The sequence below is a fragment of the Serratia plymuthica genome (assembly GCF_018336935.1).
GTDB lineage: Bacteria > Pseudomonadota > Gammaproteobacteria > Enterobacterales > Enterobacteriaceae > Serratia > Serratia plymuthica_B.
In genome coordinates, this window is sequence record NZ_CP068771.1 from 2,446,142 (window position 1) to 2,472,236 (window position 26,095).

The 26,095-nt window shown below is 58.6% G+C and carries 23 protein-coding genes; 14 read left to right on the forward strand and 9 right to left on the reverse strand.

The features are described 5' to 3' along the window. Positions 1-2 precede the first annotated feature (2 nt). The 7 genes from JK621_RS11325 to JK621_RS11355 are packed head-to-tail and all read left to right on the forward strand — an operon-like array spanning position 3 to position 7,376. Positions 3-1,241 (forward strand): SfnB family sulfur acquisition oxidoreductase, encoded by a 1,239-nt coding sequence (locus tag JK621_RS11325; protein ID WP_212559875.1) that lies wholly within the window; start codon positions 3-5, stop codon positions 1,239-1,241. Positions 1,242-1,252: 11 nt separating this feature from the next. Continuing rightward, entirely contained in the window at positions 1,253-2,458 is a 1,206-nt protein-coding gene (locus JK621_RS11330; protein WP_212559876.1) for an SfnB family sulfur acquisition oxidoreductase, read from the forward strand. Continuing rightward, positions 2,458-3,828: an LLM class flavin-dependent oxidoreductase gene (locus JK621_RS11335; RefSeq protein ID WP_212559877.1), complete on the forward strand. Its 1,371-nt coding sequence runs from the start codon at positions 2,458-2,460 to the stop codon at positions 3,826-3,828. The genes JK621_RS11330 and JK621_RS11335 overlap by 1 nt, the downstream gene beginning before the upstream one ends. 29 nt (positions 3,829-3,857) lie before the next feature. After that, a complete protein-coding gene (locus tag JK621_RS11340; protein WP_212559878.1) occupies positions 3,858-4,670 on the forward strand; it encodes a MetQ/NlpA family ABC transporter substrate-binding protein in 813 nt (270 codons plus the stop codon). A 3-nt stretch (positions 4,671-4,673) separates the two neighbouring features. Beyond that, positions 4,674-5,765, forward strand: a complete 1,092-nt coding sequence (locus JK621_RS11345; protein WP_212559879.1) for a methionine ABC transporter ATP-binding protein — start codon at positions 4,674-4,676, stop codon at positions 5,763-5,765. After that, positions 5,749-6,402, forward strand: a complete 654-nt coding sequence (locus JK621_RS11350) for a methionine ABC transporter permease (protein WP_212559880.1) — start codon at positions 5,749-5,751, stop codon at positions 6,400-6,402. Before JK621_RS11345 ends, JK621_RS11350 begins: the two co-directional genes overlap by 17 nt. Before the next feature lie 23 nt (positions 6,403-6,425). Then, complete coding sequence (locus JK621_RS11355; RefSeq protein ID WP_212559881.1) at positions 6,426-7,376, forward strand: sulfonate ABC transporter substrate-binding protein; 951 nt, start codon at positions 6,426-6,428, stop codon at positions 7,374-7,376. 274 nt (positions 7,377-7,650) lie between these two features. Here JK621_RS11355 and JK621_RS11360 read toward each other — a convergent pair whose 3' ends face one another. The 4 genes from JK621_RS11360 to JK621_RS11375 all read right to left on the reverse strand — a co-directional run bounded on the left by JK621_RS11360 (position 7,651) and on the right by JK621_RS11375 (position 11,960). After that, on the reverse strand, positions 7,651-9,462 hold the full coding sequence (locus JK621_RS11360; RefSeq protein ID WP_212559882.1) for a family 2A encapsulin nanocompartment cargo protein cysteine desulfurase: 1,812 nt from the start codon (positions 9,460-9,462) through the stop codon (positions 7,651-7,653). Beyond that, the gene (locus tag JK621_RS11365) at positions 9,437-10,369 is read right to left on the reverse strand and encodes a family 2A encapsulin nanocompartment shell protein (protein WP_212559883.1); all 933 of its coding nucleotides are present in this window, start codon (positions 10,367-10,369) and stop codon (positions 9,437-9,439) included. Before JK621_RS11365 ends, JK621_RS11360 begins: the two co-directional genes overlap by 26 nt. Before the next feature lie 143 nt (positions 10,370-10,512). Beyond that, positions 10,513-11,466, reverse strand: a complete 954-nt coding sequence (gene epsC, locus JK621_RS11370) for a serine O-acetyltransferase EpsC (RefSeq protein WP_212559884.1) — start codon at positions 11,464-11,466, stop codon at positions 10,513-10,515. A gap of 53 nt (positions 11,467-11,519) precedes the next feature. Beyond that, a complete protein-coding gene (locus tag JK621_RS11375) occupies positions 11,520-11,960 on the reverse strand; it encodes a rhodanese-like domain-containing protein (RefSeq protein WP_212559885.1) in 441 nt (146 codons plus the stop codon). A 349-nt stretch (positions 11,961-12,309) separates the two neighbouring features. Between JK621_RS11375 and JK621_RS11380 the strand changes: the two genes are divergently transcribed. The 7 genes from JK621_RS11380 (at position 12,310) to JK621_RS11410 (ending at position 19,763) form a co-directional block, all read left to right on the forward strand. After that, the gene (locus JK621_RS11380; protein WP_212560187.1) at positions 12,310-13,260 is read left to right on the forward strand and encodes a 2-hydroxyacid dehydrogenase; all 951 of its coding nucleotides are present in this window, start codon (positions 12,310-12,312) and stop codon (positions 13,258-13,260) included. A gap of 55 nt (positions 13,261-13,315) precedes the next feature. Next, positions 13,316-14,623 (forward strand): MFS transporter, encoded by a 1,308-nt coding sequence (locus tag JK621_RS11385; RefSeq protein ID WP_212559886.1) that lies wholly within the window; start codon positions 13,316-13,318, stop codon positions 14,621-14,623. 88 nt (positions 14,624-14,711) lie between these two features. Beyond that, positions 14,712-15,446 carry a MurR/RpiR family transcriptional regulator gene (locus tag JK621_RS11390; RefSeq protein WP_212559887.1) on the forward strand — a complete coding sequence of 245 codons (735 nt, stop codon included), beginning with the start codon at positions 14,712-14,714 and terminating at the stop codon, positions 15,444-15,446. Positions 15,447-15,707: 261 nt separating this feature from the next. Continuing rightward, on the forward strand, positions 15,708-17,144 hold the full coding sequence (locus tag JK621_RS11395) for a 6-phospho-beta-glucosidase (RefSeq protein ID WP_212559888.1): 1,437 nt from the start codon (positions 15,708-15,710) through the stop codon (positions 17,142-17,144). A 233-nt stretch (positions 17,145-17,377) separates the two neighbouring features. Beyond that, positions 17,378-18,106 carry a protocatechuate 3,4-dioxygenase subunit beta gene (pcaH, locus tag JK621_RS11400; RefSeq protein WP_212559889.1) on the forward strand — a complete coding sequence of 243 codons (729 nt, stop codon included), beginning with the start codon at positions 17,378-17,380 and terminating at the stop codon, positions 18,104-18,106. Next, positions 18,106-18,729, forward strand: coding sequence for a protocatechuate 3,4-dioxygenase subunit alpha (gene pcaG, locus JK621_RS11405; protein WP_212559890.1), 624 nt, complete (start codon positions 18,106-18,108; stop codon positions 18,727-18,729). Before pcaH ends, pcaG begins: the two co-directional genes overlap by 1 nt. 98 nt (positions 18,730-18,827) lie before the next feature. Beyond that, a complete protein-coding gene (locus JK621_RS11410; protein ID WP_212559891.1) occupies positions 18,828-19,763 on the forward strand; it encodes a LysR substrate-binding domain-containing protein in 936 nt (311 codons plus the stop codon). On the opposite strand, the gene pcaC is transcribed toward JK621_RS11410, so the two are convergent. The 5 genes from pcaC to JK621_RS11435 form a co-directional block, all read right to left on the reverse strand. Then, positions 19,760-20,149 carry a 4-carboxymuconolactone decarboxylase gene (gene pcaC / locus JK621_RS11415; RefSeq protein ID WP_212559892.1) on the reverse strand — a complete coding sequence of 130 codons (390 nt, stop codon included), beginning with the start codon at positions 20,147-20,149 and terminating at the stop codon, positions 19,760-19,762. The two genes, JK621_RS11410 and pcaC, sit on opposite strands and share 4 nt — an antisense overlap. Next, positions 20,142-21,506 carry a 3-carboxy-cis,cis-muconate cycloisomerase gene (locus tag JK621_RS11420; RefSeq protein WP_212559893.1) on the reverse strand — a complete coding sequence of 455 codons (1,365 nt, stop codon included), beginning with the start codon at positions 21,504-21,506 and terminating at the stop codon, positions 20,142-20,144. Before JK621_RS11420 ends, pcaC begins: the two co-directional genes overlap by 8 nt. A gap of 144 nt (positions 21,507-21,650) precedes the next feature. After that, positions 21,651-22,829: a 4-hydroxybenzoate 3-monooxygenase gene (locus JK621_RS11425; protein ID WP_212559894.1), complete on the reverse strand. Its 1,179-nt coding sequence runs from the start codon at positions 22,827-22,829 to the stop codon at positions 21,651-21,653. Positions 22,830-22,840: 11 nt separating this feature from the next. Next, positions 22,841-24,196: an MFS transporter gene (locus tag JK621_RS11430; protein ID WP_212559895.1), complete on the reverse strand. Its 1,356-nt coding sequence runs from the start codon at positions 24,194-24,196 to the stop codon at positions 22,841-22,843. A 337-nt stretch (positions 24,197-24,533) separates the two neighbouring features. Further along, the gene (locus tag JK621_RS11435) at positions 24,534-25,895 is read right to left on the reverse strand and encodes an MFS transporter (RefSeq protein ID WP_432761931.1); all 1,362 of its coding nucleotides are present in this window, start codon (positions 25,893-25,895) and stop codon (positions 24,534-24,536) included. Between the last annotated feature and the right edge of the window lie 200 nt (positions 25,896-26,095).

Consider the following 26,095-nt stretch of genomic DNA (forward strand, 5'->3'; position numbering starts at 1 on the left):
TTATGGTTGTTTCTGTTTCGCCTGCGCCGGATGCGGCCAATTTCCCTCACGCAGAAGAACGGACCCACAGGATTGTCGACGACCAACAGGCGCTGGATGCAGCACGGCAAGTCGCCGCGGCCGCCGCGCCTGAAGCCCAACTGCGTGACCGCCAACGGCGCTATCCGTTACAACAGCTGGCGCTGTTTACCCAATCTGGCCTCGGTGGCATTTCCATCCCGCGTGAATACGGCGGACCGGCACTGTCCTTTACCACGCTGGCGGAGGTGTTTCGCCTGATTTCCGCCGTTGATCCGGCGCTGGGGCAAATTCCGCAAAACCATTTCGGCCTGATTCAGTTAATCCGTGATGCCGGCAATGAAGAACAGAAACGGCGTATTTTCGCGGCGGTGCTGGCCGGCCAACGCATCGGGAACGGTGGCCCAGAGAAAAACAGCAAGCACACGCTGGATATGCAGAGCCGCTTACGGCAAACCGCAGACGGCCTGCGCTTTACCGGCGACAAGTTTTACTCCACCGGCGCGCTGTTCGCCCATATCGTCGCCGCCAAGGCACTCGACGATCGGCAACAGCCGGTACTGGCATTGATCCCCCACCCGGCGACAGGCCTGGCGATCGTCGATGACTGGTCCGGCATGGGGCAGCGCACCACCGCCAGCGGCACGGTGCGCCTGCGTGAGGTCCTGGTCGATCCGGACAATGTGATCCCGCTGCTGCCGCTGGCAGAAAGACCGACGATTCAGGGCGCCGTTTCCCAGCTGATTCAGGCCGCCATCGATGCCGGCATTGCGCAGGGCGCGCTGGACGAGGCTACCCAGTTTATTCGCGAGCGTTCTCGCCCCTGGATCGACGCAGGCGTCGAACGCAACGCTGACGATCCCTACATTCTGGCCGACGTCGGCCGGCTCAGCATGGAACTGAGCGCGGCGAACGCCCTGTTGCGCCGTGCGGCGTGGACGCTGGATGAGATCGACCGCCGACCGGTGACCGCCGAGAGCGCCGCAGCGGCGTCGATCGCCGTCGCCGAAGCCAAGGTGCTGACCACGGAAGTGGCGCTGTTGGCCAGCGAAAAACTGTTCGAATGGTCCGGCAGCCGCGCCACGCTGGCGGAGCACGGCCTCGATCGTCACTGGCGTAACGCACGCACCCACACGTTGCACGATCCGGTGCGCTGGAAATACCACGCCATTGGCGAGTACTACCTCAACGGCCGCTTTCCGGCGCGCCATTCGTGGATTTAAAGGAGCAGAACATGACCACCCAGGTAGCCTCTCAACGCGTGGCGCAACGCATTACCAGCCCCGAACAGGCGCTGGAGACCGCATACCGGCTGGCGGAGCAATTCAGCCCGACCGCCGCCGAGCGTGACAGCCAACGACGATTGCCGGTTGCCGAACTGGCAGACCTGTTCGCCTCTGGCCTCGGCGCGATTACCGTGCCGCACGAATTTGGCGGCCCGGGGTTGTCGAACCGCGTGCTGGCGCAGGTCATCGCTATTCTCAGCCAGGGCGATGCGTCGATCGGCCAGGTGCCGCAAAACCATTATTACGCGCTGGAAGTGCTGCGGGTGAACGGTTCGCCGCAGCAGCAACGGCGGCTGTACCAGGAAGCGCTGGACGGAGTGCATTTCGGCAATGCGCTGGCGGAGTTTGCCGGCAAGGCCGCCCACCACCGCAGCACCTCGCTGGCCAGGCATGAAAGCCAATGGCAACTGTCCGGCCAAAAATTTTACGCTACCGGCGCGTTGTACGCCGGGCGCATCCCGACCGCCGCGCGGGGCGAAGACGGTAAAGAACAGTTGGTGTTTTTGCCGCGCAATACGCCTGGCCTGAGCATCACCGACGACTGGTCCGGCTTTGGTCAGCGCACCACCGGCAGCGGCAGCGTGACGCTGGAACAGTGCCCGGTCGATGAAGAGGATATCGTGCCCTTCCAGACGGCGTTTGAACGGCCGACGCCGGTGGGCCCGCTGGCGCAAATCATGCACGCCGCCATCGATCAGGGCATTGCCAAAGCCGCGTGGCAGGACATGCTGCAATTTGTTCGCAGCCGTTCGCGCCCGTGGATTGATGCCGGCGTCGAACATGCCAGCGAGGACCCGTTGACGCTGGACCGCATAGGCAAAATTTCCGCCCGCATTCAGGCCGGCGACGCCCTGCTGGCGGTGGCCGGTGACGCCATCGATGTCGCTCAGCGCCACAGCGATGCCCAGTCGGTCGCGCAAGCCTCGATTGAGGTCGCCACAGCGCGCGCCTGGACCACCGAGGTCGCCCTGGCCGCCGGCAATCTGCTGTTTGAGCTGGCCGGTAGCCGTGCCACGCTGCAGGAATATAACCTCGATCGCCACTGGCGCAACGCCCGAACCCACACCTTGCATGACCCGGTACGCTGGAAATACCCGGCGATCGGCAATTACGTGCTGAACGGGGTGCTGCCGCCGCGCCGGGGGACACTGTAATGAACGCTGTCGCCAAAGAGGTCCTGCTGAACGCCTTCAACATGAACTGCGTCGGCCATATTCATCACGGCATGTGGACCCATCCGCAGGATCGCTCCACCGAATTCAACCAGCTCAGCTACTGGACCGAGCTGGCGCAGTTGCTGGAGCGCGGGCTGTTCGACGGGTTGTTCATCGCCGATATCCTCGGCGTTTACGATGTCTATCAGCAAAACATCGCCCTGACCGCCCGCGAGTCGATACAGCTGCCGGTTAACGATCCGCTGCTGCTGGTGTCGGCGATGGCCGGAGTGACCCAACATCTGGGCTTCGGCATCACCGCCAACCTGAGTTATGAAGCGCCCTATCCCTTTGCCCGCCGCATGTCGACGCTGGACCATCTGACCCAGGGCCGCATCGGCTGGAATATCGTCACCGGCTACCTGGACAGCGCCGCGCGCGCGATGGGGTTGAACGAACAGATCGGTCACGATCGCCGTTACGATCAGGCCGATGAGTTTCTCGACGTTGCCTATCGGTTATGGGAAGGCAGTTGGGAAGATGACGCCGTGCTGGCCGACCGTCAACGACGGATTTACGCCGATGCGCAGAAGATCCACAAGGTTACCCACCGCGGCGAATTTTATCAGGTGGAGGGCTATCACCTGTCTTCGCCTTCGCCGCAGCGTACCCCGCTGCTGTTCCAGGCCGGCAGCTCGGCACGGGGGATTCAGTTCGCCGCCCGCCACGCGGAGTGCACCTTCGTTAACCACGCCACCCCGGCGGTAATGAAAGCGCAGGTGGACAAGCTGCGTACCGCAGCGGTGGCGGCCGGCCGCCAGCGACAGGATTTGAAAGTGTTTATGGGGGTCGGCGTTATCGTTGCGCCAACCGCCGCCGAGGCGCAGGACAAACACCGTGAATATCTGCGTTACGCCAGCCCTGAAGCCGGTCTGGCGCATTTTTCCAGTTCGACCGGCATCGATCTTTCACGCTTTGGCCTGGACGACCCGATCCAGGCCGGGCCGACGCAGGCCATTGAATCGGTAACCCAAACCTACCGCGGCTGGACCCGCCGCCAACTGCTGGAACAGCACGCCATGGGCGGACGTTATCCGTTGGTGGTGGGCGATCCGCAACAGGTGGCGGACAGGTTGCTGCAATGGGTGGATCAAGCCGATATCGACGGGTTTAACCTGACGCGCATCGTTAACCCAGGCAGCTACCGCGATTTTATCGATCTGGTGGTGCCGGAGTTGCAAGCGCGTGGCCGCTACAAAACCGCCTACCGCGCCGGCAGCCTGCGGCAAAAGCTGTTTCGACAGCAGGACCGCTTGCCGCACAGCCATCCGGCGGCCAGCTGGCGTCTGGGCGCGCCTTTACCCGTTTGAACCCTCACTTTTTTTGAAGGAACAACCCTATGACAATACCCTTTCGGACAGTAACACTGCTGTTTTCGGCGCTGCTGGCGATCTCAGGCCCGGCGGCTGCGGCCAATGAGTACAGCGGAGCCCTGAAAGTCGGCACCACCGCCGCCTTCGCCCCGCCGCTGGAGGTAGCGGCGGAAGAGGCTCGCAAACAGGGACTGAAGGTCGACATCGTCGAATTCAGCGACTGGACCGCACCGAACGTCAGCCTGGAAAACGGCGATATCGACGTCAACCTGTTCCAGCACTTGCCGTTCCTGCACAACGCCAATAAAGAAGGCAATTTCCACCTGGTGGCCTATGCCCCGGCGATCATCAATAACGTCGGGCTGTACTCCAAAAAATACCGGAGCATCGCCGATCTGCCGGAGGGTGCCAAAGTGGCGATCGCCAACGACGTGATTAACGGTGGCCGCGGCCTGTTGCTGTTGCAAAAGGCCGGGTTGATTAAGCTCAAGGCGGGCTCCGGCCTGCAGGCCACCCAGGCAGACATCGTCAGTAACCCTAAACATATCAACATTATCGAAGTGGAAGCGGTGCAACTGGCACGCACGCTGGAGGAAGTTGACCTGGCGCAGGGCTATCCGCACTACCTGCGGCTGTCCGGCACCGTCGATCCCAACAGCGCCCTGCTGTTCGACGGCCTGGAAAACCCGGAGTACGTGATCCAGTTCGTGGTCCGCGATGGCCATCAGGACGACCCGCGTCTGCGCAAGTTTGTCGACGTTTACCAGCATTCGCCGGTCGTGCGCGCCAAACTCGACAGTTTCTACGGCAAGCTGTATCAGCCGGGCTGGAGCCAGTAGTTTATGTCCAGCCTGATTTTGTCTAACCCGGATGCCCTCGTCGCCGACGAGGTGGTGCGCCGCCATGATGACACCCACCTGCGCTTTACCCGGCTCAGCAAGCGTTACCCCGGCCAACTGACCGAGGCGCTGAAGGAGATCTCCCTGGGCATTCGCCGTGGGGAGATATTCGGCATTATCGGCCGCAGCGGCGCCGGCAAGTCGTCCCTGATCCGCACCATCAATCGGCTGGAACGCCCCAGCGGCGGCAGCGTGGAGGTCGATGGCGTTGATATCGGCCAATTGAATGAAGATCAACTGGTGGCCTACCGGCGGCGCACCGGCATGATTTTCCAGCACTTCAACCTGCTGTCGGCCAAAACCGTCCGGCAGAATATCGAGTTGCCGCTGCGAGTGGCGGGCGTGCCCGTCGCCGAGCGGCGCAGCAGAGTGGACGCATTGCTGGAACTGGTCGGGCTGAGCGACTACCCGGACGCCTATCCGGCGCAGCTTTCCGGCGGGCAGAAACAGCGGGTCGGCATTGCCAGGGCGCTGGTGCATAACCCCGAATTGCTGTTGTGCGATGAAGCCACCTCCGCGCTCGATCCGGAAACCACCCGCGCCATTCTGGCGCTGTTACGGCGCATCAACCGTGAGTTCAACATCACCATCGTGCTGATTACCCATGAAATGGAGGTGATCCATGATATCTGCCACCGGGTGGCGGTGCTGGAACGGGGTGAGATTATCGAATGCGGCCCGGTGTGGCAGGTGTACGGCAACCCGCAGCAGAAAACGACCCGCATCCTGCTGACCCCTTCACACGATCGCTTGCCGGAGGAATGGGTTGGGCGGATTGCCGCCACGCCCCCCACGCCGGATGCAGCGCAATTGATCCGGTTACGCTACCGCGGCCAAGGAGCATCGCTGGAGTTAAACCGCGTGCTGGCGGCTTTTCAGGGCAGCGTGACGCTGGTGGAAAGCGCCATTGAACATATTCAGGGGCGCACCATCGGTTATCTGCTGCTGACCGTGACGCCGTCACTGAATGATCGAACCATTCCGCAGACGCTGGCCGACAGCGTGGAGGTCCTGGGTTATGTCACTGTTGCTTGAACGGCTGTGGGCCGGATTTCTCGATACGTTGCTGATGGTGGGCGTTTCTTCCCTGTTGGCGCTGGTGCTGGGATTGCCGCTGGCGATCCTGTTGGTGGTCAGTGAACGCGGCGGATTGTATGAACAGGTTGGCGTTCAGCGGGTGCTCGGCGGGTTGGTGAATCTGTTCCGCTCGATCCCCTTTTTGATCCTGATGGTGGCGCTGATCCCCTTCACCCGCATGATTGTCGGCACCTCTTATGGCGTATGGGCCGCCGTGGTGCCGCTGACCATCGCCGCCATGCCGTTTTTCGCGCGTATCGCCGAAGTCAGTCTGCGAGAGGTGGACCAGGGGCTGGTTGAAGCGGCGCAGGCAATGGGTTGCCGCCGTGGGCATATCATTCGCCATGTGCTGTTGCCGGAAGCCATGCCCGGTATTGTCAGCGGCTTTACCATCACCCTGGTGACCATGATTAACGCCTCTGCGATGGCAGGAGCAATAGGCGCGGGCGGCCTGGGTGACCTGGCGTACCGTTATGGGTACCAGCGTTTCGACACCCAGGTAATGCTCACCGTCATCGTGGTATTGGTGGCGCTGGTGACCCTGCTGCAATTTTTTGGCGATCGGCTTTCCCGCCGGTTAAACCACCGTCATTAACCTTTACTGACTGGATATGCGTAATGAAAAAACTGAAAGCCTCGCTGATCGCCGCTGCGCTGCTAGCGGGGACATTCGCCCTGCCGGCCGTGGCGGCGCAGGAAAAACCGCAGCAAATCACCATCGGTTACCAGAAAGCCAATATTTTCGCCCTGCTGAAATATCGCGGTACGCTGGAGAAAACCCTGACGCCGCAGGGCATCAACGTGCGCTGGATTGAGTTTCCCGCCGGGCCACAAATGCTCGAAGGGCTGAACGTCGGCAGCATTGATCTGGCGGCGACCGGCGATGCGCCACCGGCCTTTGCCCAGGCCGCCAAAGCCGAGTTGATCTATCTGGGGCATTCGCCGGCCAGCCCGAAAACCGAAGCCATCGTGGTGCCGCAGGATTCGCCGATCAAAACCGTTGCCGACCTCAAGGGCAAACGCGTGGCGCTGAACAAAGGCTCCGACGTCAACTACCTGTTGGTCAGCGCGCTTGAACAGGCCGGGCTGAGCTACAAAGACGTGACGCCGGTGTATTTGCCGCCGAGTGACGCCCGCGCCGCCTTCCAGCGCGGCAGCGTCGACGCCTGGGTGATTTGGGACCCTTACTACGCCGAGGTGGAAACCCACGCCAACGCCCGTCTGCTGAAGGATGCCGAAGGTCTGGTGCCGCATTACACCTTCTATCTCGCCAGCCGCCACTTTGCCGAAACCTACCCGGACAGCGCAAAATTGGTGATCGGCCAGCTAAGTGAACTGAGCGCCTGGGCCAATGCCCATCAGGACGACGCGGCGAAGATCCTGGCGCAAAGCACCGGGTTGGATCAGGCCATTTGGGCCAGAGCCCTCGCCCGCATGCCGTTCGGCAGCCAACGCATGACGCCGGCGGTATTTGCCGAACAGCAGCAATTAGCCGACAAGTTCACCGCGATTGGCCTGCTGCCGGTCAAGGTGGACATCGGCGCCGCACGCTGGTCCGAGGATAAGTAACTTACTGAATATCTTTGTATTGATTCAGCTAAGCAAAGCGATATTCGGCATTTAACCTGCAGGGATATTTTTATTATTATCGGGACATGTCTCTGGAAGCACTTTCTTTCAGGGCCTGTCTACCGGAGTTTTTGTCCTTGTTTCGTTCGTCGCGAACTTATTTTGGCCGCACTTTTGTGCGGCTTTTCTTTTTTGGCACGGGTCCGCTGCGGGTATAAAAAAGCCGGCACAGAGTGCTCTGCGCCGGCTCGGTTATCCTTCGTGTTACTCGCTATTAGCGCCCTTTTGCCAGCTTGCGCAAGGTTGCCGCCAACAGATCCACTTCCTCGTAAGTATTGTAAAACGCCAGCGATGGCCGCACCGTCGCCTCGACGCCAAAGCGCCGCAGGATAGGTTGGGCGCAGTGATGGCCGGAGCGCACCGCAATGCCCTCACGGTTAAGCGCGTTACCCACTTCTTCGGTACGGTAGCCGCTCAACACAAACGACAGCACGCTGGCCTTGTTGGCGGCGGTACCAATCAGGCGCAGACCGGGAATGCGAATCAACTGCCCGGTGGCATACTCCAGCAATTCATGCTCGTAACGGTTGATGTTATCAAGCCCCAGGCGTTCGACGTAATCCAATGCCGCCCCTAATCCCACCGCGTCGGCGATGTTGCCGGTACCGGCTTCAAACCTGGCCGGAGCCGGCTGGTACAGCGTTTTCTCAAAGGTGACATCGGCAATCATATTGCCGCCACCCTGCCACGGCGGCAGGGTTTCCAGCAGCTCCGCCTTGCCGTACACCGCGCCGATGCCGGTTGGGCCAAACACCTTGTGGCCGGAGAACACGTAAAAGTCCGCGTCCATCGTCTGCACGTTAACTTTCAGATGCGATACCGCCTGTGCGCCATCCACCAACACCCGCGCGCCGGCCTGATGAGCCAGCGCAATCACCTGCTCGACCGGCGTCACCGTACCCAGCGCATTGGATACCTGGGTGATCGAAACCAAACGGGTTCGCGGCGACAAGAGTTTGCGGTATTCATCCAGCAGAATCTGCCCGCTGTCATCGACCGGGATCACCCGAATTTTGGCCCCCACGCCGGCGGCGAGCTGCTGCCAGGGCACGATGTTGGCGTGGTGTTCCAACTGGGAAACCACGATTTCATCGCCTTCGCCGATGTGTTGGCGGCCAAAAGTATTGGCAATCAGGTTGATGGCTTCCGTTGCCCCCCGGGTAAAGATAATTTCCGCCGGTGTTTTGGCTCCCAGAAAACGGGCGACGCTGTTTCTGGCCCCTTCATAGGCATCCGTTGCCCTGGCGGCCAGCTCATGCGCCGCGCGGTGGATATTCGAGTTTTCATGGGCGTAAAAATACGCCAGCCGATCGATAACCACCTGCGGTTTATGGGTGGTGGCGGCGTTATCCAGCCACACCAAAGGTTTGCCGTTAACCCGTTCCGCAAGAATGGGAAAGTCGCGGCGTACGGCATGCACATCAAAACTGCTGCGCGGCCGTTGCTGCGGGGCGGCGTCTCGCCGTGGCTGACCCTGCTCCAGGAAATAATACTGCCCGCCGGTCGCATCTTGCGCCACGCCGCCAACCGACGCGGCGACGGCAGGAAACAGCGATCCGATAACCGACTCCAGCCCGCCGTTGACCGCCCCGGCGAAGGGTTGGTCGCTAAGATGCTCCTGCCCGGTCAGCGTCTGGTTCGCCAGGCCGTCCAGCCCGCTATCCGGCGGCAAGCGTTTCTGCTGCGCCTGATTTTCGCTCAGAAAATAGAACCCGGCCGTCGCCGCCGGATCCCGTGGCTGAGGCAGCGTCGGCGGTGCCAAAAAGGCCTGCCGCTGTGCGCCCTGCTGCCAACCGGACGACGTTTGCGCCTCCAGACCGTCGGTGGCCAGCGCCGGCTCCAGCACTGGCGTAGCGGTCGGTGGTAACACCGTCGTGGCGCGTTCGCTGCCTGCGGCCGCCTCACGCCCAGGCAAGGCACTGAAGATCTGATTAGCCAGGTTGGCCAGCGCGTTAACGTCCGGCAATCCGGCTGGCGGATGCGCCTCGTGAGGCAATGAACTACTTGTAACTGTCTGGATAGTCATGATATTTGCTCACATCAACATCGTCTAAAACGGCAACGGCATCTTCAGTCAGAACCGCCAATGAGCAGTAAAGGGAGATCAGGTAGGAGGCTATCGCATTGCGGTTAATCCCCATAAAGCGCACCGACAGCCCCGGGCTTTGCTCACCGGCGACGCCCGGCTGGTAAAGGCCAATGACGCCCTGACGTTTTTCCCCGGTACGCAGCAGGATAATTTTGGTTTTGCCTTCTTCGTCGATGGGCAACTTATCCGAAGGGATCAGCGGCAAACCACGCCAGGTGAGAAACTGCGAACCGAACAGGCTGACGGTTGGCGGCGGTACGCCACGGCGGGTGCACTCGCGGCCAAAGGCGGCGATGGCTAGCGGATGAGCGAGGAAGAAACCGGGCTCTTTCCATACTTTGGCGATCAGTTCGTCCAGATCGTCCGGCGTCGGCGCACCGGTCAGCGTTGAAATACGCTGGGCTTCATCAACGCTGGCCAATAAGCCGTACTCAGGGTTATTGATCAGCTCGTTTTCCTGGCGCTCTTTAATGGTTTCAATGGTCAGGCGCAACTGTTCGCGAATTTGATCGTGCGGGCTGCTGTACAAATCGGAGACGCGGGTATGCACATCCAGAATGGTGGTAACGGCATTGAGAAAATACTCGCGCGGCGCTTCTTCATAATCCACATAGGTCTGGGGCAATAACCCTTCATCGCGCTGCGAGCAGGCAACCTGAACATTTAACGGGTTCTTGACCTTGTTCAGGCGAAATATCCCTGCCTCGACCGGTGTCCATTGCAGCAAATGCACCAGCCAACGCGGCGTGATAATGGATAATTGCGGGACGGTTTTTGTCGCGTTAGCCAATTGCCGTGCTGCATTATCTCCTAATGCAAGCCGGGCGTCATTTTGTTGAGACATGGTTGTTTCTCCTGAAAAAATAGGCTGGTGATAAACAATGAATAATTACCGATTTAATAGCGCGTTAAATAGAATATGAATTTTTTGATTGTTTTTTTGCAGACCTCACTGCGGGCTAATTAAAATGATTGAAATGCGCCAGATTAAATACCTGAGCCAAATTCATGACTGTCGCTCTGGATATTTGCCTGGCGAATATTGCTGCCCGGTTTGACGCTGCGCGTCAGCCAGACGTTGCCGCCAATGGACGATCCCTTGCCAATGGTAATTCTGCCCAGCAACGTAGCGCCGGCGTAGATCACCACATCGTCTTCAATAATCGGATGGCGTGGCTGCCCTTTTTGCAGAATGCCGGACTCCTCGGTGACAAAACGTTTGGCGCCCAGCGTGACCGCCTGATAGAGACGTACCCGCTTGCCGATAATGGCGGTTTCGCCAATCACCACGCCCGTGCCGTGGTCGATAAAAAAACCGTCATCGATTTGTGCGCCGGGATGAATATCGATACCGGTTTCACCGTGAGCCTTTTCGGCGATGATGCGCGCCAGCAAAGGAACGCCCGCGAGATAAAAATAGTGCGCCAGCCGGTGGTGGATAATGGCGTTGACGCCGGGGAAACACAGCAGCACCTCGTCCACGCTGCGCGCCGAAGGATCGCCGTGATAAGCGGCCAGAATGTCGCTGTCCAGCCGGCGGCGGATGGCCGGCAGCACGGTGGCGAACTGCCGCACCAGCGTCACCGCCTGCGCATTGAGCGAGTCCCCTTGCTCCGCGTCGCCACCCTCTGAACGGCTAAACCCCAAAGCGAGGCGCACCTGAATCAGCAGTGCATTCAGCACCGCATCCAGCGTATGGCCAACGAAGTAGTCTTCGCTTTCATGGCGCAGATCGTCCGGCCCCAATCGCATCGGGAATAAAATCGCCCGCAGCGATTCGGTTATTTCGTTGACCGCAGTTTTCGACGGCAGCTCCTTTTGCCCGGAAAGCGATGCCTGGCCGCTGCGCTCGCGCCAGGAGAGCCGCGCTGAGCGCAGCTCATTGACGATATCGGCAAGTTGCCAGTTGGTATTTTCTTGCGGCTGTGAAAAGCGAGTCATAATTCCCTCTGTTTATGTGATAACACCCAATGACCCACTCGGTTCGAGCGCCGTCAGGCGGTCTTCAGCCAGGGCAAGTGTCGTGCGCCCTCAACCCCGCCTTGCACCCCGTAAGCCTGCGTATAACCGGCTTTAAGGGCGGCCAGCACCGCATCGGCGGAGCGTTTGCCGGTTTGGCACAACAAGATGACCTGCTGTTGTTTGTCGACAGCTTTGCTTAACTCAAGGAAAAAGCGTGGGTTGCGGATTTTGTTCGAGCCGGTTAACCAGGGAACCTGCACGGATTGCTCAACGTAGCCAAAGGTTTTGCGCTCTTCCGGGGTACGGATATCCACCAACACCGCCGCCCCGCTGTTGACTAATTGCCAACTGACTTCCGGCGTCAGATCGCGTTCAAAAACGGCGGCATTTTGGGCGGCGTAGTTATCCCTGCCCGGGCTACCCGCATTCACGTTGGAATGGGTGTTAAACGTTTGTGCAGATGCGTAGGACATATTTACCTCCGGCATGTTTTCTATTTTTCAGTAGGGTCGTTTTCTTTCATTAACGTCAATTTATTATCCTTTCCGACCAGCAATAAATAACTTTTCATTAGGGCTTATAGTAAAAGCATCTAGCCCGACTTAGCTAAAATCAGGCTAATGAAAACCAATTATTGGCTTATGAATTTCAATTTTTGCGCGGCTATGTTACGGCGCGCTGTTACCCGTTTTCTCCCGTCGATCACATTACGGGTAACACAGTTTGTTAACACTCTTCAGCGTGATATCTGTCGCAAAACCGCCGTCTGAAAACCGCTTTGATAACAGCAACGAAGCAATGATGTTTTCTGAACAGGTGAAAATGATGACCGATACCCCAAATAACGTGCTGTTAATCGCCCCGCTAATGGACAGCCTGCTTGCCCGCCTTGAGGCTGACTTTGTCGTGCACCGGCTCTACGAACAGGCCGATCCGGCCGCTTTTCTGGCCGCCAAGGGCGGAACTTTCACCGCCCTGGTCACCCGCGGCGATATTGGCGTTGCTACGCCGGTACTGGAACAACTGCCGAATCTGGGGCTGATTGCCGTTTTCGGCGTGGGTACCGACGCCATTGACCTGAGTTATACCCGGCAGCGCGGCATCGCGGTCACCATCACCTCCGGCGCACTGACCGAAGACGTGGCGGATATGGCGCTGGGGTTGTTGCTGGCGACCGCGCGCCAGCTGTGCCGCTACGACCGTTTTGTGCGTGAGGGCCGCTGGCAGCAGGAAGCGCCGGGCCTGTCGGTGCAGGTCAGCGGCAAGCGCCTCGGCATTTTTGGCATGGGCAACATCGGCCGCGCCATTGCCCAGCGCGCTGCCGGTTTCAACATGCATATTCAATACGCCAGCCACCAACAGGATGGCGCATTACCCTATGCCTACTTCCCTGATCCCCTTTCCCTGGCGCGGGAAAGCGACTTCTTTGTTATCGCCATTTCCGGCGGCAAAGACAGCATCGGCCTGGTGGACAAGGCAGTCTTCGACGCTCTGCCGCCGCACGCGCTGGTGATTAACATTGCCCGCGGCAGCATCGTTAATGAACAGGATCTGATCGATGCCCTGCAAAGCGGCGCCATCGCAGGCGCCGGGCTGGATGTCTACGCCGATGAGCCAAGGGTGCCCGCCGAACTGATTGGCATGAACAACGTGGTGCTGCAACCCCACGTCGCCAGTGGCACGCACGAAACCCGGCAAAAGATGAGCGATATCGTGTTCGCCAACGTAAAAGCCTTCTTTAACCGTACGCCGCTGCCCAACGCGATTGAGTAATTAACCGCGAACGACAGAACCTTATTGTTACCCTCGCCCGCAAAGAGAGATCGCCATGGATAATAAAATCCCCAACACCCGCTGGTTGCGGGTTATTGCCCCGATCCTGATCGCCTGCATTATTTCTTTTATGGACCGGGTTAATATCAGTTTTGCGCTGCCCGGCGGCATGGAAAGTGATTTGGGCATCACCAGCCAGATGGCCGGCCTGGCCAGCGGCATTTTCTTTATCGGTTATCTGTTTTTGCAGGTGCCCGGTGGGCGCATCGCGGTTAACGGCAGCGGCAAACGTTTTATCGCCTGGTCTTTGTGCGCGTGGGCGGTAGTTTCGGTGGCCACCGGATTTGTCACCAATCACTATCAGCTGCTGGTACTGCGCTTTGTTCTGGGCATTTCCGAAGGGGGCATGTTGCCGGTGGTGCTGACCATGATCAGCAACTGGTTCCCGGAGAAAGAGCTGGGGCGCGCCAACGCTTTCGTCATGATGTTCGCCCCTCTTGGCGGCATGCTGACCGCACCGATCTCCGGTGCCATCATCAATCAGCTCGACTGGCGCTGGCTGTTTATACTCGAAGGGGTACTGTCGCTGCTGGTGCTGGCCGTCTGGTGGCTGTTGATCAGCGATCGTCCGCAGGAGGCGCGTTGGTTACCGGCCCGCGAGCGTGAATATCTGATAACCGAATTGGCGCGTGAGCGTCAGGCGCGCAGCAAAATGCAGCCGGTCAGTAATGCTCCATTGAGAGATGTGTTCCGCAATAAAGGGCTGATGAAACTGGTGCTGCTGAACTTCTTTTATCAAACCGGCGATTACGGCTACACCCTGTGGCTACCCACCATCCTGAAAAATCTCACCGGCGGCAATATGGCCTCGGTCGGGTTTCTGGCCATTTTGCCCTTCGTCGCCACGCTGCTGGGGATTTACCTGATTTCGGTACTCACCGACAAAACCGGCAAGCGCCGCCTGTGGGTGATGGTTTCACTGTTCTGCTTCGCCACCGCGCTGTTGGCCTCGGTGGTACTGCGCCATAACGTCGTGGCGGCCTACATCGCCCTGGTGGTCTGCGGGTTCTTCCTCAAGGCCGCCACCAGCCCGTTCTGGTCGATGCCTGGCCGCATCGCTTCGGCGGAAGTAGCCGGCGGCGCGCGCGGCGTGATCAACGGCCTGGGCAATCTGGGCGGTTTCTGCGGGCCTTATCTGGTCGGCGTGATGATTTATCTGTACGGCCAGAACGTCGCCGTCTGCGCGCTGGCCGTCTCGCTGATTATCGCCGGCATTATCGCCTGGCGGCTGCCGAAGGAGTGCGATCTGACCGGCTCAGAACCGGCGCATGACGCCCTGCTGGATAAGGCTAAACGCGCCTGAAAAGCAACGGAAACCACGAGCGGGCTACGGCAGAATTTGCTATGTTAGCCCGCTGATTACGCTCTGTTGCCACTAGCCGGATAAGTCTATGTTTACCCATAAAGCAATCGCCGAACTCAACGCGCTGGAAATGATGGTTTATAACTACGTCATCAAAAACAAGAAACCGGTGATGTACATGACGATCCGCGAACTGGCCGAGGCTAGCGGGGTGTCAACCACCACCGTGTTGCGCTTTTGCAAGAAAATGGGTTGCGAGGGGTATTCCGAATTCCGTATCCGTTTCAAGCTGTATCTGGAGCAAACGGAAGTCATGCCGCTGGATTTTGGCACCAGTGAAATCATCAGTTTTTTTAAAAGCATCAACAACGACGAGTTTAATCAGCAAATCGATCAGGCGGTACAGCATATCGCCGCGGCGGAACGTATTATTTTCGTCGGCGTAAGCACCTCGGGCGCGTTGGGCAAATACGGGGCGCGTTTCTTTTCCAACGTCGGGAAATTCAGCACCCATATTGACGATCCTTATTACCCGATCAACAGCGATATGTATAAAAGCGCAGTGGCGATTATGCTTTCGGTCTCCGGCGAAACCGAAGAGATCCTGCGTCTCGCCAGCCAGTTCAGCCTGCATCACTGCAAGATTGTCAGCATCACCAACAACGAAACCTCGTCGCTGGCCAAAATTGCGGACTTCAACCTCTCCTATCACGTCCCCCAACAGCTCATCGCCGGCCAACATAATATCACCACCCAGATTCCGGTCATTTACATTATTGAAACCATCGGCAAGCGGCTGGGGAATATTAACGCCGCAAAATAAAACAGTCTGTTTTTTTAATGTGACAAGTTACCGAAGCGGCGATTTGTTATATCGTGACATTTAATTCCAGCTTGTTACTCTATTCTCAGACGCTAACAAAATATACCCTTCATACTTGAAGCTGCATCTGTGTTGGCCGCGCCCGCGCACCCCAGTCACTTAGCTTACTAAGCTCCTGGGGATTTACGGTCTTGCCGCCTTGATGCAACTCCAATTATTTTGCGTATAGCCTTTCATTAATAAACGAATGAGAATCCAACAATGAAACAGCAACAGTTACCGAAAGATTTTCTGTGGGGCGGCGCCGTCGCCGCGCACCAGGTTGAAGGCGGTTGGGATCAGGGCGGTAAAGGCCCAAGCATTGCCGACGTGCTGTCGGGCGGCTCGCACGGCGTGGATCGCGTGATGACCGATGGCGTGCTGGACGGTTATCGCTACCCAAATCATGAAGCCGTGGATTTCTACGGCCGTTATAAGCAGGACGTGGCGCTGTTTGCCGAAATGGGCTTCAAATGCTTCCGTACCTCAATAGCCTGGACGCGCATCTTCCCTAAAGGGGATGAGCTGGAGCCGAATGAAGCCGGCCTGCAATTCTACGACGACCTGTTCGATGAACTGCTGAAATACAACATTCAGCCGGTGATCACCCTGTCTCACTTTGAAATGCCTTATCACCTGGTGAAGGAGTACGGCGGCTGGAAAAACCGCCAGGTGGTGGATTTCTTCGTGCGTTTCAGCGAAGTGGTGCTGCGCCGCTATCAGCACAAAGTGAAATACTGGATGACCTTTAACGAGATCAACAACCAAAGCAACTACCAGTATCCGCTGTTTGGCTACTGTTGCTCGGGCGTGGTGTACGGCAAAGAACAGAACCCGGAGCAAACGCTGTATCAGGTATTGCACCATCAGTTCGTCGCCAGTGCGCAGGTAGTGAAACTCGGTCACCAGATTAACCCGGAATTCAAGATCGGCTGCATGCTGGCCTGCGTGCCCTTCTATCCGTTCTCCTGCAAGCCGGACGACGTCATGTACAGCGTCGAGGCGATGCACCAGCGTTACCTGTTCACCGACGTACAGGTACGCGGTTACTACCCGTCTTACCTGCTGCGCGACTGGCAGCGCAAGGGCTTCCAGATTGAAATGCAACCGCAGGACGAGCAAACCCTGCGCGAAGGCTGCGCGGACTACATCGGTTTCAGTTACTACATGAGCAACGCCCTGCAGGCGGATGCGCCAAGCGGCAGCGACGCCATGTTCGGCTTCCCGGGCAACGTGCCGAACCCGTACGTTAAAGCCTCCGACTGGGGCTGGCAGATTGACCCGGTTGGGCTGCGTTATTCGCTGAACGTGTTGTATGAACGCTACCAGAAACCGCTGTTTATCGTTGAGAACGGCTTTGGCGCCTTTGACAAAGTCGAGGCCGACGGCCAAATCAACGACGACTATCGCATCGACTATCTGAGCGCGCATATCGAGCAGATGAAGAAAGCGGTGATCGAAGACGGCGTAGATCTGATCGGTTACACCCCGTGGGGCTGTATCGACTGCGTTTCCTTCACTACCGGCGAGTACGGCAAGCGTTACGGCTTTATCTACGTCGACAAGCATGACGACGGCACCGGCACCCTCGAACGTTCGCGCAAAAAGAGCTTTGACTGGTACCGCAACGTGATCGCCAGCAACGGCGAGCAGCTTTAACAATCACGGGTTTTTCTTATGAAAACGAAAATGAGCCACATCTCTGTGGCTCATTTTTATTTGAACGATGCTACATAACCTCAGGTTATGTAAAACGCCGCTAGATTTCACTTTATCGTAACACTTCGGCTTGCGTAGACTCAGTGTGGGGACCGGGTTTCTCCCCTTCGCGCTGACATAACAACAAAACAGTTCAGCCCTTTGTATCCTGCCTATGCCATGAGGATTTCCGCATGAGCCAGATAAACGAACTTTACCATCGCAACTACGATCGGCACCCGCCGGCGTTGGTACCTGAATATAAAACCAGTGTGCTGCGCTCGCCGAAGAACGCATTGATCTCGCTGCAGAATTCACTATCAGAAATCACCGGCCCGGTGTTCGGCCAGCATGAACTGGGGGCGCTGGATAACGATCTTATCCTTAATTACGCCAAACAGGGTCTGCCAATCGGCGAGCGGATTATCGTGCATGGCTATGTGTGCGACGAGAACGGCCTGCCGCTGCGCAATGCGCTGGTAGAAGTATGGCAGGCCAACGCCGGTGGGCGTTACCGCCATAAAAAGGATCAGTATCTGGCACCGATAGATCCTAATTTCGGCGGTTGCGGCCGCATGCTGACCGACGATAACGGCTATTACTTCTTTCGCACCATCAAGCCCGGCCCCTATCCGTGGCGCAACCAGGTCAACGACTGGCGCCCCGCCCATATTCATTTCTCGCTGTCCGGCGATGCCTTCGCCCAGCGGCTGATCACCCAAATGTACTTTGAGGGCGATCCGCTGATTGCCAGTTGCCCAATCGTCCGCGCCATCAAAAATGACGATGCGGTGCGCTCGCTGATCGCCGGGCTGGACAAAACCGCCTCGATTCAGTTGGACAGTCTCGCCTATCGCTTCGATCTGGTGCTGCGTGGCCACCGCGCTACGCTGTTTGAAAACCGCCTGCAGGGGAAAGCATAATGCCGCAACAGTATCTGCCGGAAACGCCGTCGCAAACCGCCGGGCCTTATGTCCACATCGGCCTGGCTCCATTTGCCGCCGGCTTCGATATTTTTGAAAACAACTTCAACCACATTCTGACCCAGCCGGAAACCCAGGGCGAACGCATCACCCTCGAAGGCCGGGTGTTCGACGGCAGCGGCTCGCCGATCCGCGATGTGCTGCTGGAAATCTGGCAGGCCAATGCGCACGGCCGCTACAACCATCCTGGAGATCAACAGCACGACAAGCCGCTGGACAGCGCTTTTCGCGGTTGGGGCCGCAGTTGTTCGGATTTTGAAACCGGCCACTATCGCTTTGAAACCATCAAACCCGGCGCAGTTTGCGGGCGTGACGGCCGCGTAATGGCTCCGCACGTTAATCTGTGGATCGTCGCGCGCGGCATCAATCTTGGGCTGCACACCCGGGTGTATTTTGCCGACGAAGATGCCGCCAACCGGCAAGATCCGGTGCTGAATCTGATCGAACTGGAGGTACGCCGTAAAACGCTGATTGCGCACCCCGAGCGCCGTGGCGATGAGCTGGTGTATCGGTTTGACATCGTTATTCAGGGCGATCGCGAAACAGTTTTCTTCGACCTGTAATTCCCGCCGCCGCAGCGGCCGCAAAAAATCTGCACGTCAGTGCAAATATGCGGCCGCCGTCACTTGTTGCCGCTGGGGAAAACTCCCTACACTGGGGCATGAAAAAAGCCAATTTATTTATACAGCGCATGCGCTTGCGCCACATCAACGGGTTCGTCGCGGTGGCGCAGGAGCGATCGCTGAGTCGTGCCGCCGACAAACTGAGCCTGAGCCAGCCGGCGCTGTCGAAAACGCTGAGTGAACTGGAAGCCCTGACCGGTAACCGCCTGCTGGTGCGCAGCCGGCAGGGAACCCGGTTGACCGAACAAGGCGAACAGTTTTTAGGGTATGCCACGCGGGTGCTGGAGGCGCTGACCGCCGCCGGGCACGCGCTGGACAGACTTGACGACGCACCGGCGCGGGTGCTGCGTATCGGCGCCTTGCCGACCACCGCGCTGGGCATGCTGCCGCAGTCGATCGGCCAATATCAGCAGGCGCGCCCTTATTCACGTATTCAGGTGATCACCGCCAAAAATACCGAATTGCTGGCGCAGCTCAAAGCGGGCGACATCGACGTGGCGATTGGCCGCATGGCCGAACCGGAAATGATGAGCGGCATTGCCTTCGAATTGCTGCTGCTGGAATCATTGCTGATGGTGACGCGCCCGGGGCACCCGCTGTTGAGCGAGACCATCACCCTCGAGCAGGCGCTCAACTATCCGGCCATTTTGTCGCCCAAAGGCACGGTGCCGCGCCACAATACCGAGAATCTGTTATCCACCCAGGGGTTCAACCTGCCAGGCCAGTATATCGAAACGCTGTCCGCCTCTTTGGCACGCCAGATGACGCTGCAATTTGACTATGTGTGGTTTGTGCCTTCCAGCGCGGTTAAAGCCGATATTGCCGCCGGGCAGCTTATCCCCCTGCCGCTGCCCACTCAGGGCATGGAGGAAACGGTGGGCATTTTGAGTCGTAACGACGGCGAACTCAGTGAAGCGGCGCTGGCGTTTATCGCCACCGTGCGCCGCGTTGCCAACGCCAAAGGTTCCGCTTAGCTCGCCTCGCTATCCTGCTCGGCGAAAACCTCCTCCGCCAGATGGAATGCCGAGTTTGCCGCCGGCAGGCCGCAGTACAGCGCACTCTGCATCAATACCTCTTTGATCTCATCGCGGGTCACGCCATTATTTGCTGCCGCTTTCAGGTGCATGCGCAGTTCGGCTTCGCGGTTAAGGGCGATCAACATGGCAATGGTGATCAGGCTGCGGGTGTGGCGCGCCAGCCCTGGCCGGGTCCAAATCTCCCCCCAAGCGTAGCGGCTGATAAAATGCTGAAATTCCTCGTTTAACGGACTGAGCCGGTCAAGACTGCGGTCAACGTGGGCATCCCCCAGCACGGCGCGCCGCACCTCAATGCCCTGCTGATAACGTTGATCATCATTCATATCGTTTTGCTCCTGCGGTTAACCGGGATGCCTGATCCAGCACCCGTTGAGTAAATGTCTGCGCGCTGCCGAGGTAATGCTGCGGATCCAGCAATGCGGCCAGCCGCTCTGGGGTCAAATACGCCATTACCCTGCTGTCTTCCAGCAAGACGTCGAGCAACGTGCGCTGCTGCGCCAGCGCCAGATGGCACTGTTTTTCAATAAGCTGATGTGCCTGCTGGCGGCCGATAGCCTCGCCCAGCGCCATAGTGACGGACTCGGCCATGATCAATCCGCCGGTTAACTTCAGGTTATGTTGCATCTGCTGCGGGAATACCTGCAAACCGGCGATCAGATCGCCCGCCGTGTGCAATGCGCCCGTCGCCAGCATCACCAATTCCGGCAGGCTTTCCCATTCGGCGTGCCAGCCACCCAGTCCGCGTTCATGTTCCTGCACCATAGCGGCATACAGCCCGCCGACCAGCGCCGGAACCCGGTTGGCCGCCGCGAGGATCGCCGCGCAGGCCACCGGATTGCGTTTATGTGGCATGGTGGAAGAACCGCCGCGCCCTTCGGCCACCGGTTCGGCGACCTCCGCCACTTCGGTTTGCATCAATAAGGAGATGTCCCGTGCCAGTTTGCCCAGCGTACCGGTTAAACCGGCGTACCAACCGGCAATCTCCAGCAGACGATCGCGCTGGCTGTGCCAGGGCGTATCCGCTGCGCTCAGTTGCAATCGTGCGGCCAGAGCCGGCACCAGCAGACCGCCTTCCCCGCCCAGTGACGCCAGCGTCCCCGCCGCGCCGCCAAGTTGCAATGCCAGCACCCGAGAACGCATTTCATCCAGCCGCTGACGGTAGCGCAACAAGGCATCCAGCGAACCGGCCAACTTTAGCCCCAGCGTGGTCGGCAGCGCGTGCTGCATCCAGGTTCGCCCGACCAGCACGCAATCCTGATGCCGCGTAATTTGTTGTACCAGCGCCGCCATCAACCGGTTCAGATCCTCTTGCGTGATGGCGATTGCGTGCCGCAGTTGCAGCATCAGGCCGCTGTCGATGGCGTCCTGACTGGTCGCCCCCCAATGAACAAAGCGTGCGGCACCGGTATCGCGCTGCGCGACTAACGCCGTGAGTTGCTTTACCAGCGGGATCGCCAGATTGCCGGCCTGCGCCGCCGCCTGCGCCAGCGCCGTGCTGTCGACTAAATGACTGTGGCAACAGGCGGCGATATGCTGCGCGGCGTCTGGCGGAATGATCCCCAACCCGGCCTGCGCGGTGGCCAGCGCAGCTTCGAAATCCAGCATGCCCTGCAGGGTAGCGGCATCGCTGAAACATTCGCTAACCGCTGAAGACCGCAACAACGGCGTCAGTAATTCCATAAATTCTCCGACCTAAAAGGGGCTTTTTCCGATGATGGCGCGACCCAAGGCAGGGTGCAAGAGCGATAAACGCAGCTTTGGGCGATAATCGAAACATTGGGCATTTTTCTGCTACCGGCTGCGTTTTTTGTGATCCCGGTTGGGTCAGCTCATCTGAAAAGGCGAGCCGACGTAATTTTCCGCCAGTACCGTCATGGCGCTGCGCGACTTGACGGTATATTGCAGCTCCGACAGTTGCAGCCGCTGCTGGAATGGGCTGCCGTCAGGGTGGGTGTGCAACATATTGGTCATCCACCAGGAAAAATGCTCGGCGCGCCATACCCGCTTAAGCGCATCGTCGCTGTAGCTGTCCAGCCACCGCCAGCTTTTGCGCAGATAAAACGCCTCCAGCGCTTGCGACAGCAGGCAGACGTCCGCCATCGCCAGATTCAGCCCCTTCGCGCCGGTCGGCGGCACGATATGCGCCGCATCCCCCGCCAACAGCAGGCGTTTGCAGCGCATGGGCTCAGTGACAAAGCTGCGCATGCCAACCACGTTTTTCTGAAAAATACGGCCCTTTTTCAGCGACCAGCCATCGTGATTTTCCAGCCGGGTTTCCAGTTCGTTCCAGATGCGATCGTCCGACCATTGGTCGACATTTTCCGCCGGATCGCACTGGAAATACATCCTCTGCACGCCCGCCGACCGGGTGCTGATCAGCGCAAAGCCGCGCGCGTGTCGGGCGTAAATCAATTCATCACTCGATGGCGGCGCCTCCACCAGAATGCCGAACCAGCCGAAGGGATAGATCCGGGTGTAATCCTGCCTCAGCCCACCGGGCATCGCCGCCCGGCTGATACCGTGAAAACCGTCGCAACCGATAACGAAATCGCAGCTTAGCTGCCGCTGTTCGCCGGCGTGGCGGTAATGAACCTGCGGCCGTTCGCTGTCCAGCGCCTGTAATGACACCTGCTCGACCTCAAAATAGAGCTGGGCCTGCGCCGCTTGCCGCGCGGCTATCATGTCCTTCAGCACCTCGTGCTGGGCATAAACGGTGATCGCCCTGTCAGTGAGCTCGGTAAGGTCTATCCGGTGCTGTTGCCCGCCAAACGCCAACCGAATGCCGTGGTGTTGCACGCCTTCCCTGCGCATGCGCTCGCCAATCCCGGTTTGGTTCAGTAAATCTACCGTGCCCTGCTCGAGCACCCCGGCACGAATCGTGGATTCCACCGCCTGCCGGCTGCGCGTCTCCAGCACCACAGACTCAATACCCTGCAGATGCAGCAGGTGCGATAACATCAATCCGGCAGGGCCGGCGCCGATAATGGCGACCTGTGTACGCATGTTTATCTCCCTTATAGCGCTTTGTTGAGTGAGCCGGGCAACGCCGGTGCTCGGGTGGAAAAGTGTTTGATCATCAGTGCCACTGCGGCAACCAATGCGGGAATGGCCAGCAGAGTGAAAATGGTGCTGAACGACAGCTGCATTTGCATCAGCACCCCGCCGCTCATGGCGCCCAGGATGCCGCCAAAGCGGCCCAACCCCAGCATCCAGGCCACGCCGGTCGCCCGTCCCTGGGTCGGATAAAAACCGGCGGCCAGCGCCGGCATTGAAGACTGCGCCCCGTTCATGCAGGTGCCGGCGATAAATACCGTCACCGCCATCAGCACCGGATGGGTATAAACGTAACCAATCGCGCAGACAAACAGCCCGGTCAGCAGATAACCCACCGCCACCACCTTGTGCGGGTTCATTCGGTCCATCAGCCAGCCGATGATCAGCACGCCAATGCCGCCGCCCAAAGGAAACAGTGCGGTAATCAGCGAAGCCTGGCGGATGGAGGCGCCGGTTTCACGGATCAATAGCGGCAACCAACTGGTCAGCAGGTAGAAAATCATCAGGCCCATAAAGTAGGTCAGGCACAGCATCAGCGTGCCCATCAGATAGCGCTGGGAGAAAATCACGCCCAACGCCGACTTCGCCTTCACCTGGCCGCTTTCACTCAGGGTAAAACGCAGCGATTCAGGCAAATTGATCGGCGCTATGCGCTTGAGCACCGCGGCGATGCGTTCGCGCGGATAACCGTGCACCACCATGAAACGGGCGGATTCCGGCAAGGCGACAATCAACACTATCGCCAACAGCAGCGGCATTACGCCGCCCAGCACCATCACGCTCTGCCAGCCAAAGTGCGGGATCAGCCACGCGGAAACGAAACCGCCCAGGGAGGAGCCGAGCGGGAAGCCGCAAAACATCAGGTTCACCAGCAGCGCGCGTTTACGTTCGGGCGCATATTCCGACATCAGGGTGGCGGCATTCGGCATCGCCGCGCCCAGCCCCAGCCCGGTTAAAAAACGCAGCAAGGTCAACATGGGCAGTGAGGTGGCAAACGCCGTCAGCAGGCTGAAACCGCCAAACAGGATCAGCGACATCACCAGCACCTTTTTGCGGCCAATGCGGTCCGCCAGCGGCCCGGCGGTCAGCGCGCCCACCGCCAGCCCCACCAGTGCGGCACTCATCACCGGCCCCAGAGAGGTCTTCTCAATCCCCCAATCCTGCACCAGCGAAGTGGCGATGAAACCGATGATCGCAGTATCGAATCCGTCCAGCGCCACCGTTAAAAAACACAGTATCAGGATCATCCACTGATAACGGGAAAAGGGTTTGGCGTTGATAAACGACTGAATTTCTAAGGTGTTGTGATCGGACATTAGCGTTTCCTAAGTTGGCCTGGCGAAATAAGCCCGGCGGGAATGGCCAGATGCGACGCTGGCACAATCGCTTTTTGTGCGATTATCGAAACTTAGTTCGTTAATCGACTTTCAAATCAAAACACCGCCAACAATAAGTTTCAATATTGTTAAATTAATTAGCGTGCGATTACCGAACGAGAAAAGGTTAAGGTTTCTGTAAGGCGTTTATTTTAAAAGGGATGATTGGTTTTTTCGCAAAAAGGAAGGAATGGCGTTCTGTGAGCTGATTAACATTGATGAAACATGATTTTTCAACCGCGCACCGGCCTGATTAACCGGCGCGCGGCCTCAACGATCAAATGCTCTTGGCGATCTCGCCTGTCGGTAACTGGGCCTGGCGGTTATAGCCGCGAATGCCCTTAAGGAAGATGGCGCAAGCGGTGATCACCGCCGGAACGGCGATAATGGCAAAGATGCGCTCGAACCCCCACCCCAGCGCCAGCATCTCTGCGCCGGCAAAGGCGCTGAGGATAGCGCCAATGCGCCCGACGCCATGCATCCAACTGGAGCCGGTCGCCCGCGCCTCGGTCGGGTAATAGTGCGCCGACAGCGCATTCATGCCGGTATTGGCGCCATTCAGGCAAAAACCGCAGACCAACGCCAGCACGCCGAGCATCACGCTGCTGTGAGAAGCCAACCCTATCATCACCGTGAAACAGGCGCCCAGCAGGTAGATCACGCCCAGCACCCGATGGGGATTAACCCGATCCATCAGCCAGCCGGCAAACAGTGAGCCCAGGGTGCCACCGGCCTGATACAGCGCCGTAATCACCGCCGCTTGCGCCACGCTCATCCCAATGCCTTTCACCAGCGTCGGCAGCCAACTGCCCAGCAGATAGACCAGGAACAGCGCCATAAAATACCCCAGCCATAGCATGATGCTGCCAAAACGGTATTGAGGCGACACCACAATCTGCATCGAGCCTTTACCGGGGGCTACCAGCGGCGGCAACGTGTAGCGCGTGTCGGCGTCGGTACTCCCCGGCGCCAGTTTTTCCACAATTTTGCCGATGCGTTCAGGGCTGGCGCGCTTGGTCACCAGGAATCGCACCGATTCCGGCAGCTTGGCGAGCAGCAGCGGCACGCTAAGCAACGGCAGTATGCCCCCCAGCAGCAGCAGCGCATGCCAGCCCATCTGCGGAATAATCCATGAGGCGGCGAATCCCCCCAGCGCAGCGCCGAAGGTAAAGCCGCAGAACACGACGGTGATAATGAACGACCGCTTTTTTTCCGGCGCATATTCGGAGATCAGGGTGCCGACGTTCGGCATTGCCGCCCCCAGCCCCAGCCCGGTCATGAAGCGGAAGAAAATCATCTGATCGATATTCTGCGAAAATGCGGTGATCAGCGTCCACAAACCAAAAAAGAACACGCTGTTGATGATAATCACCCTGCGACCCATCCAATCCGCCAGCGGCCCGGACAGCAACGCGCCTATCGTCAGGCCGATCAACGCCGCACTGATCACCATGCCAAGTTGATGATTGCCGACGCCCCATTCGCTTTTCAGCTCCGGCGCGATAAAGCCCATCAGGGTAATGTCGAAACCGTCCAGTGCAATAACGGTAAATCCAAGCAAAACGATCAATTTCTGATACCCGGATAACGGGCGATCGTTAATCAGTGTGCGAACATCAATCTCGTTTGAAGCCACAATTTCTTCCTCCGTACAGTCGGCTCAGGCCGCAAATGTCGTTATAAGCGTCGGGACTGTCTCCGCGTCGCTGTGTTATTCGCTTTACGGCCACCAGGGCTACAGGCGCAGATGAATGCAAATGTTCGATAATCGCACCAACATTCAAATATCGCACTTCCAATGTAAGAACTCTCAAGCGAGTCGGCAACGGAGGGTATCGA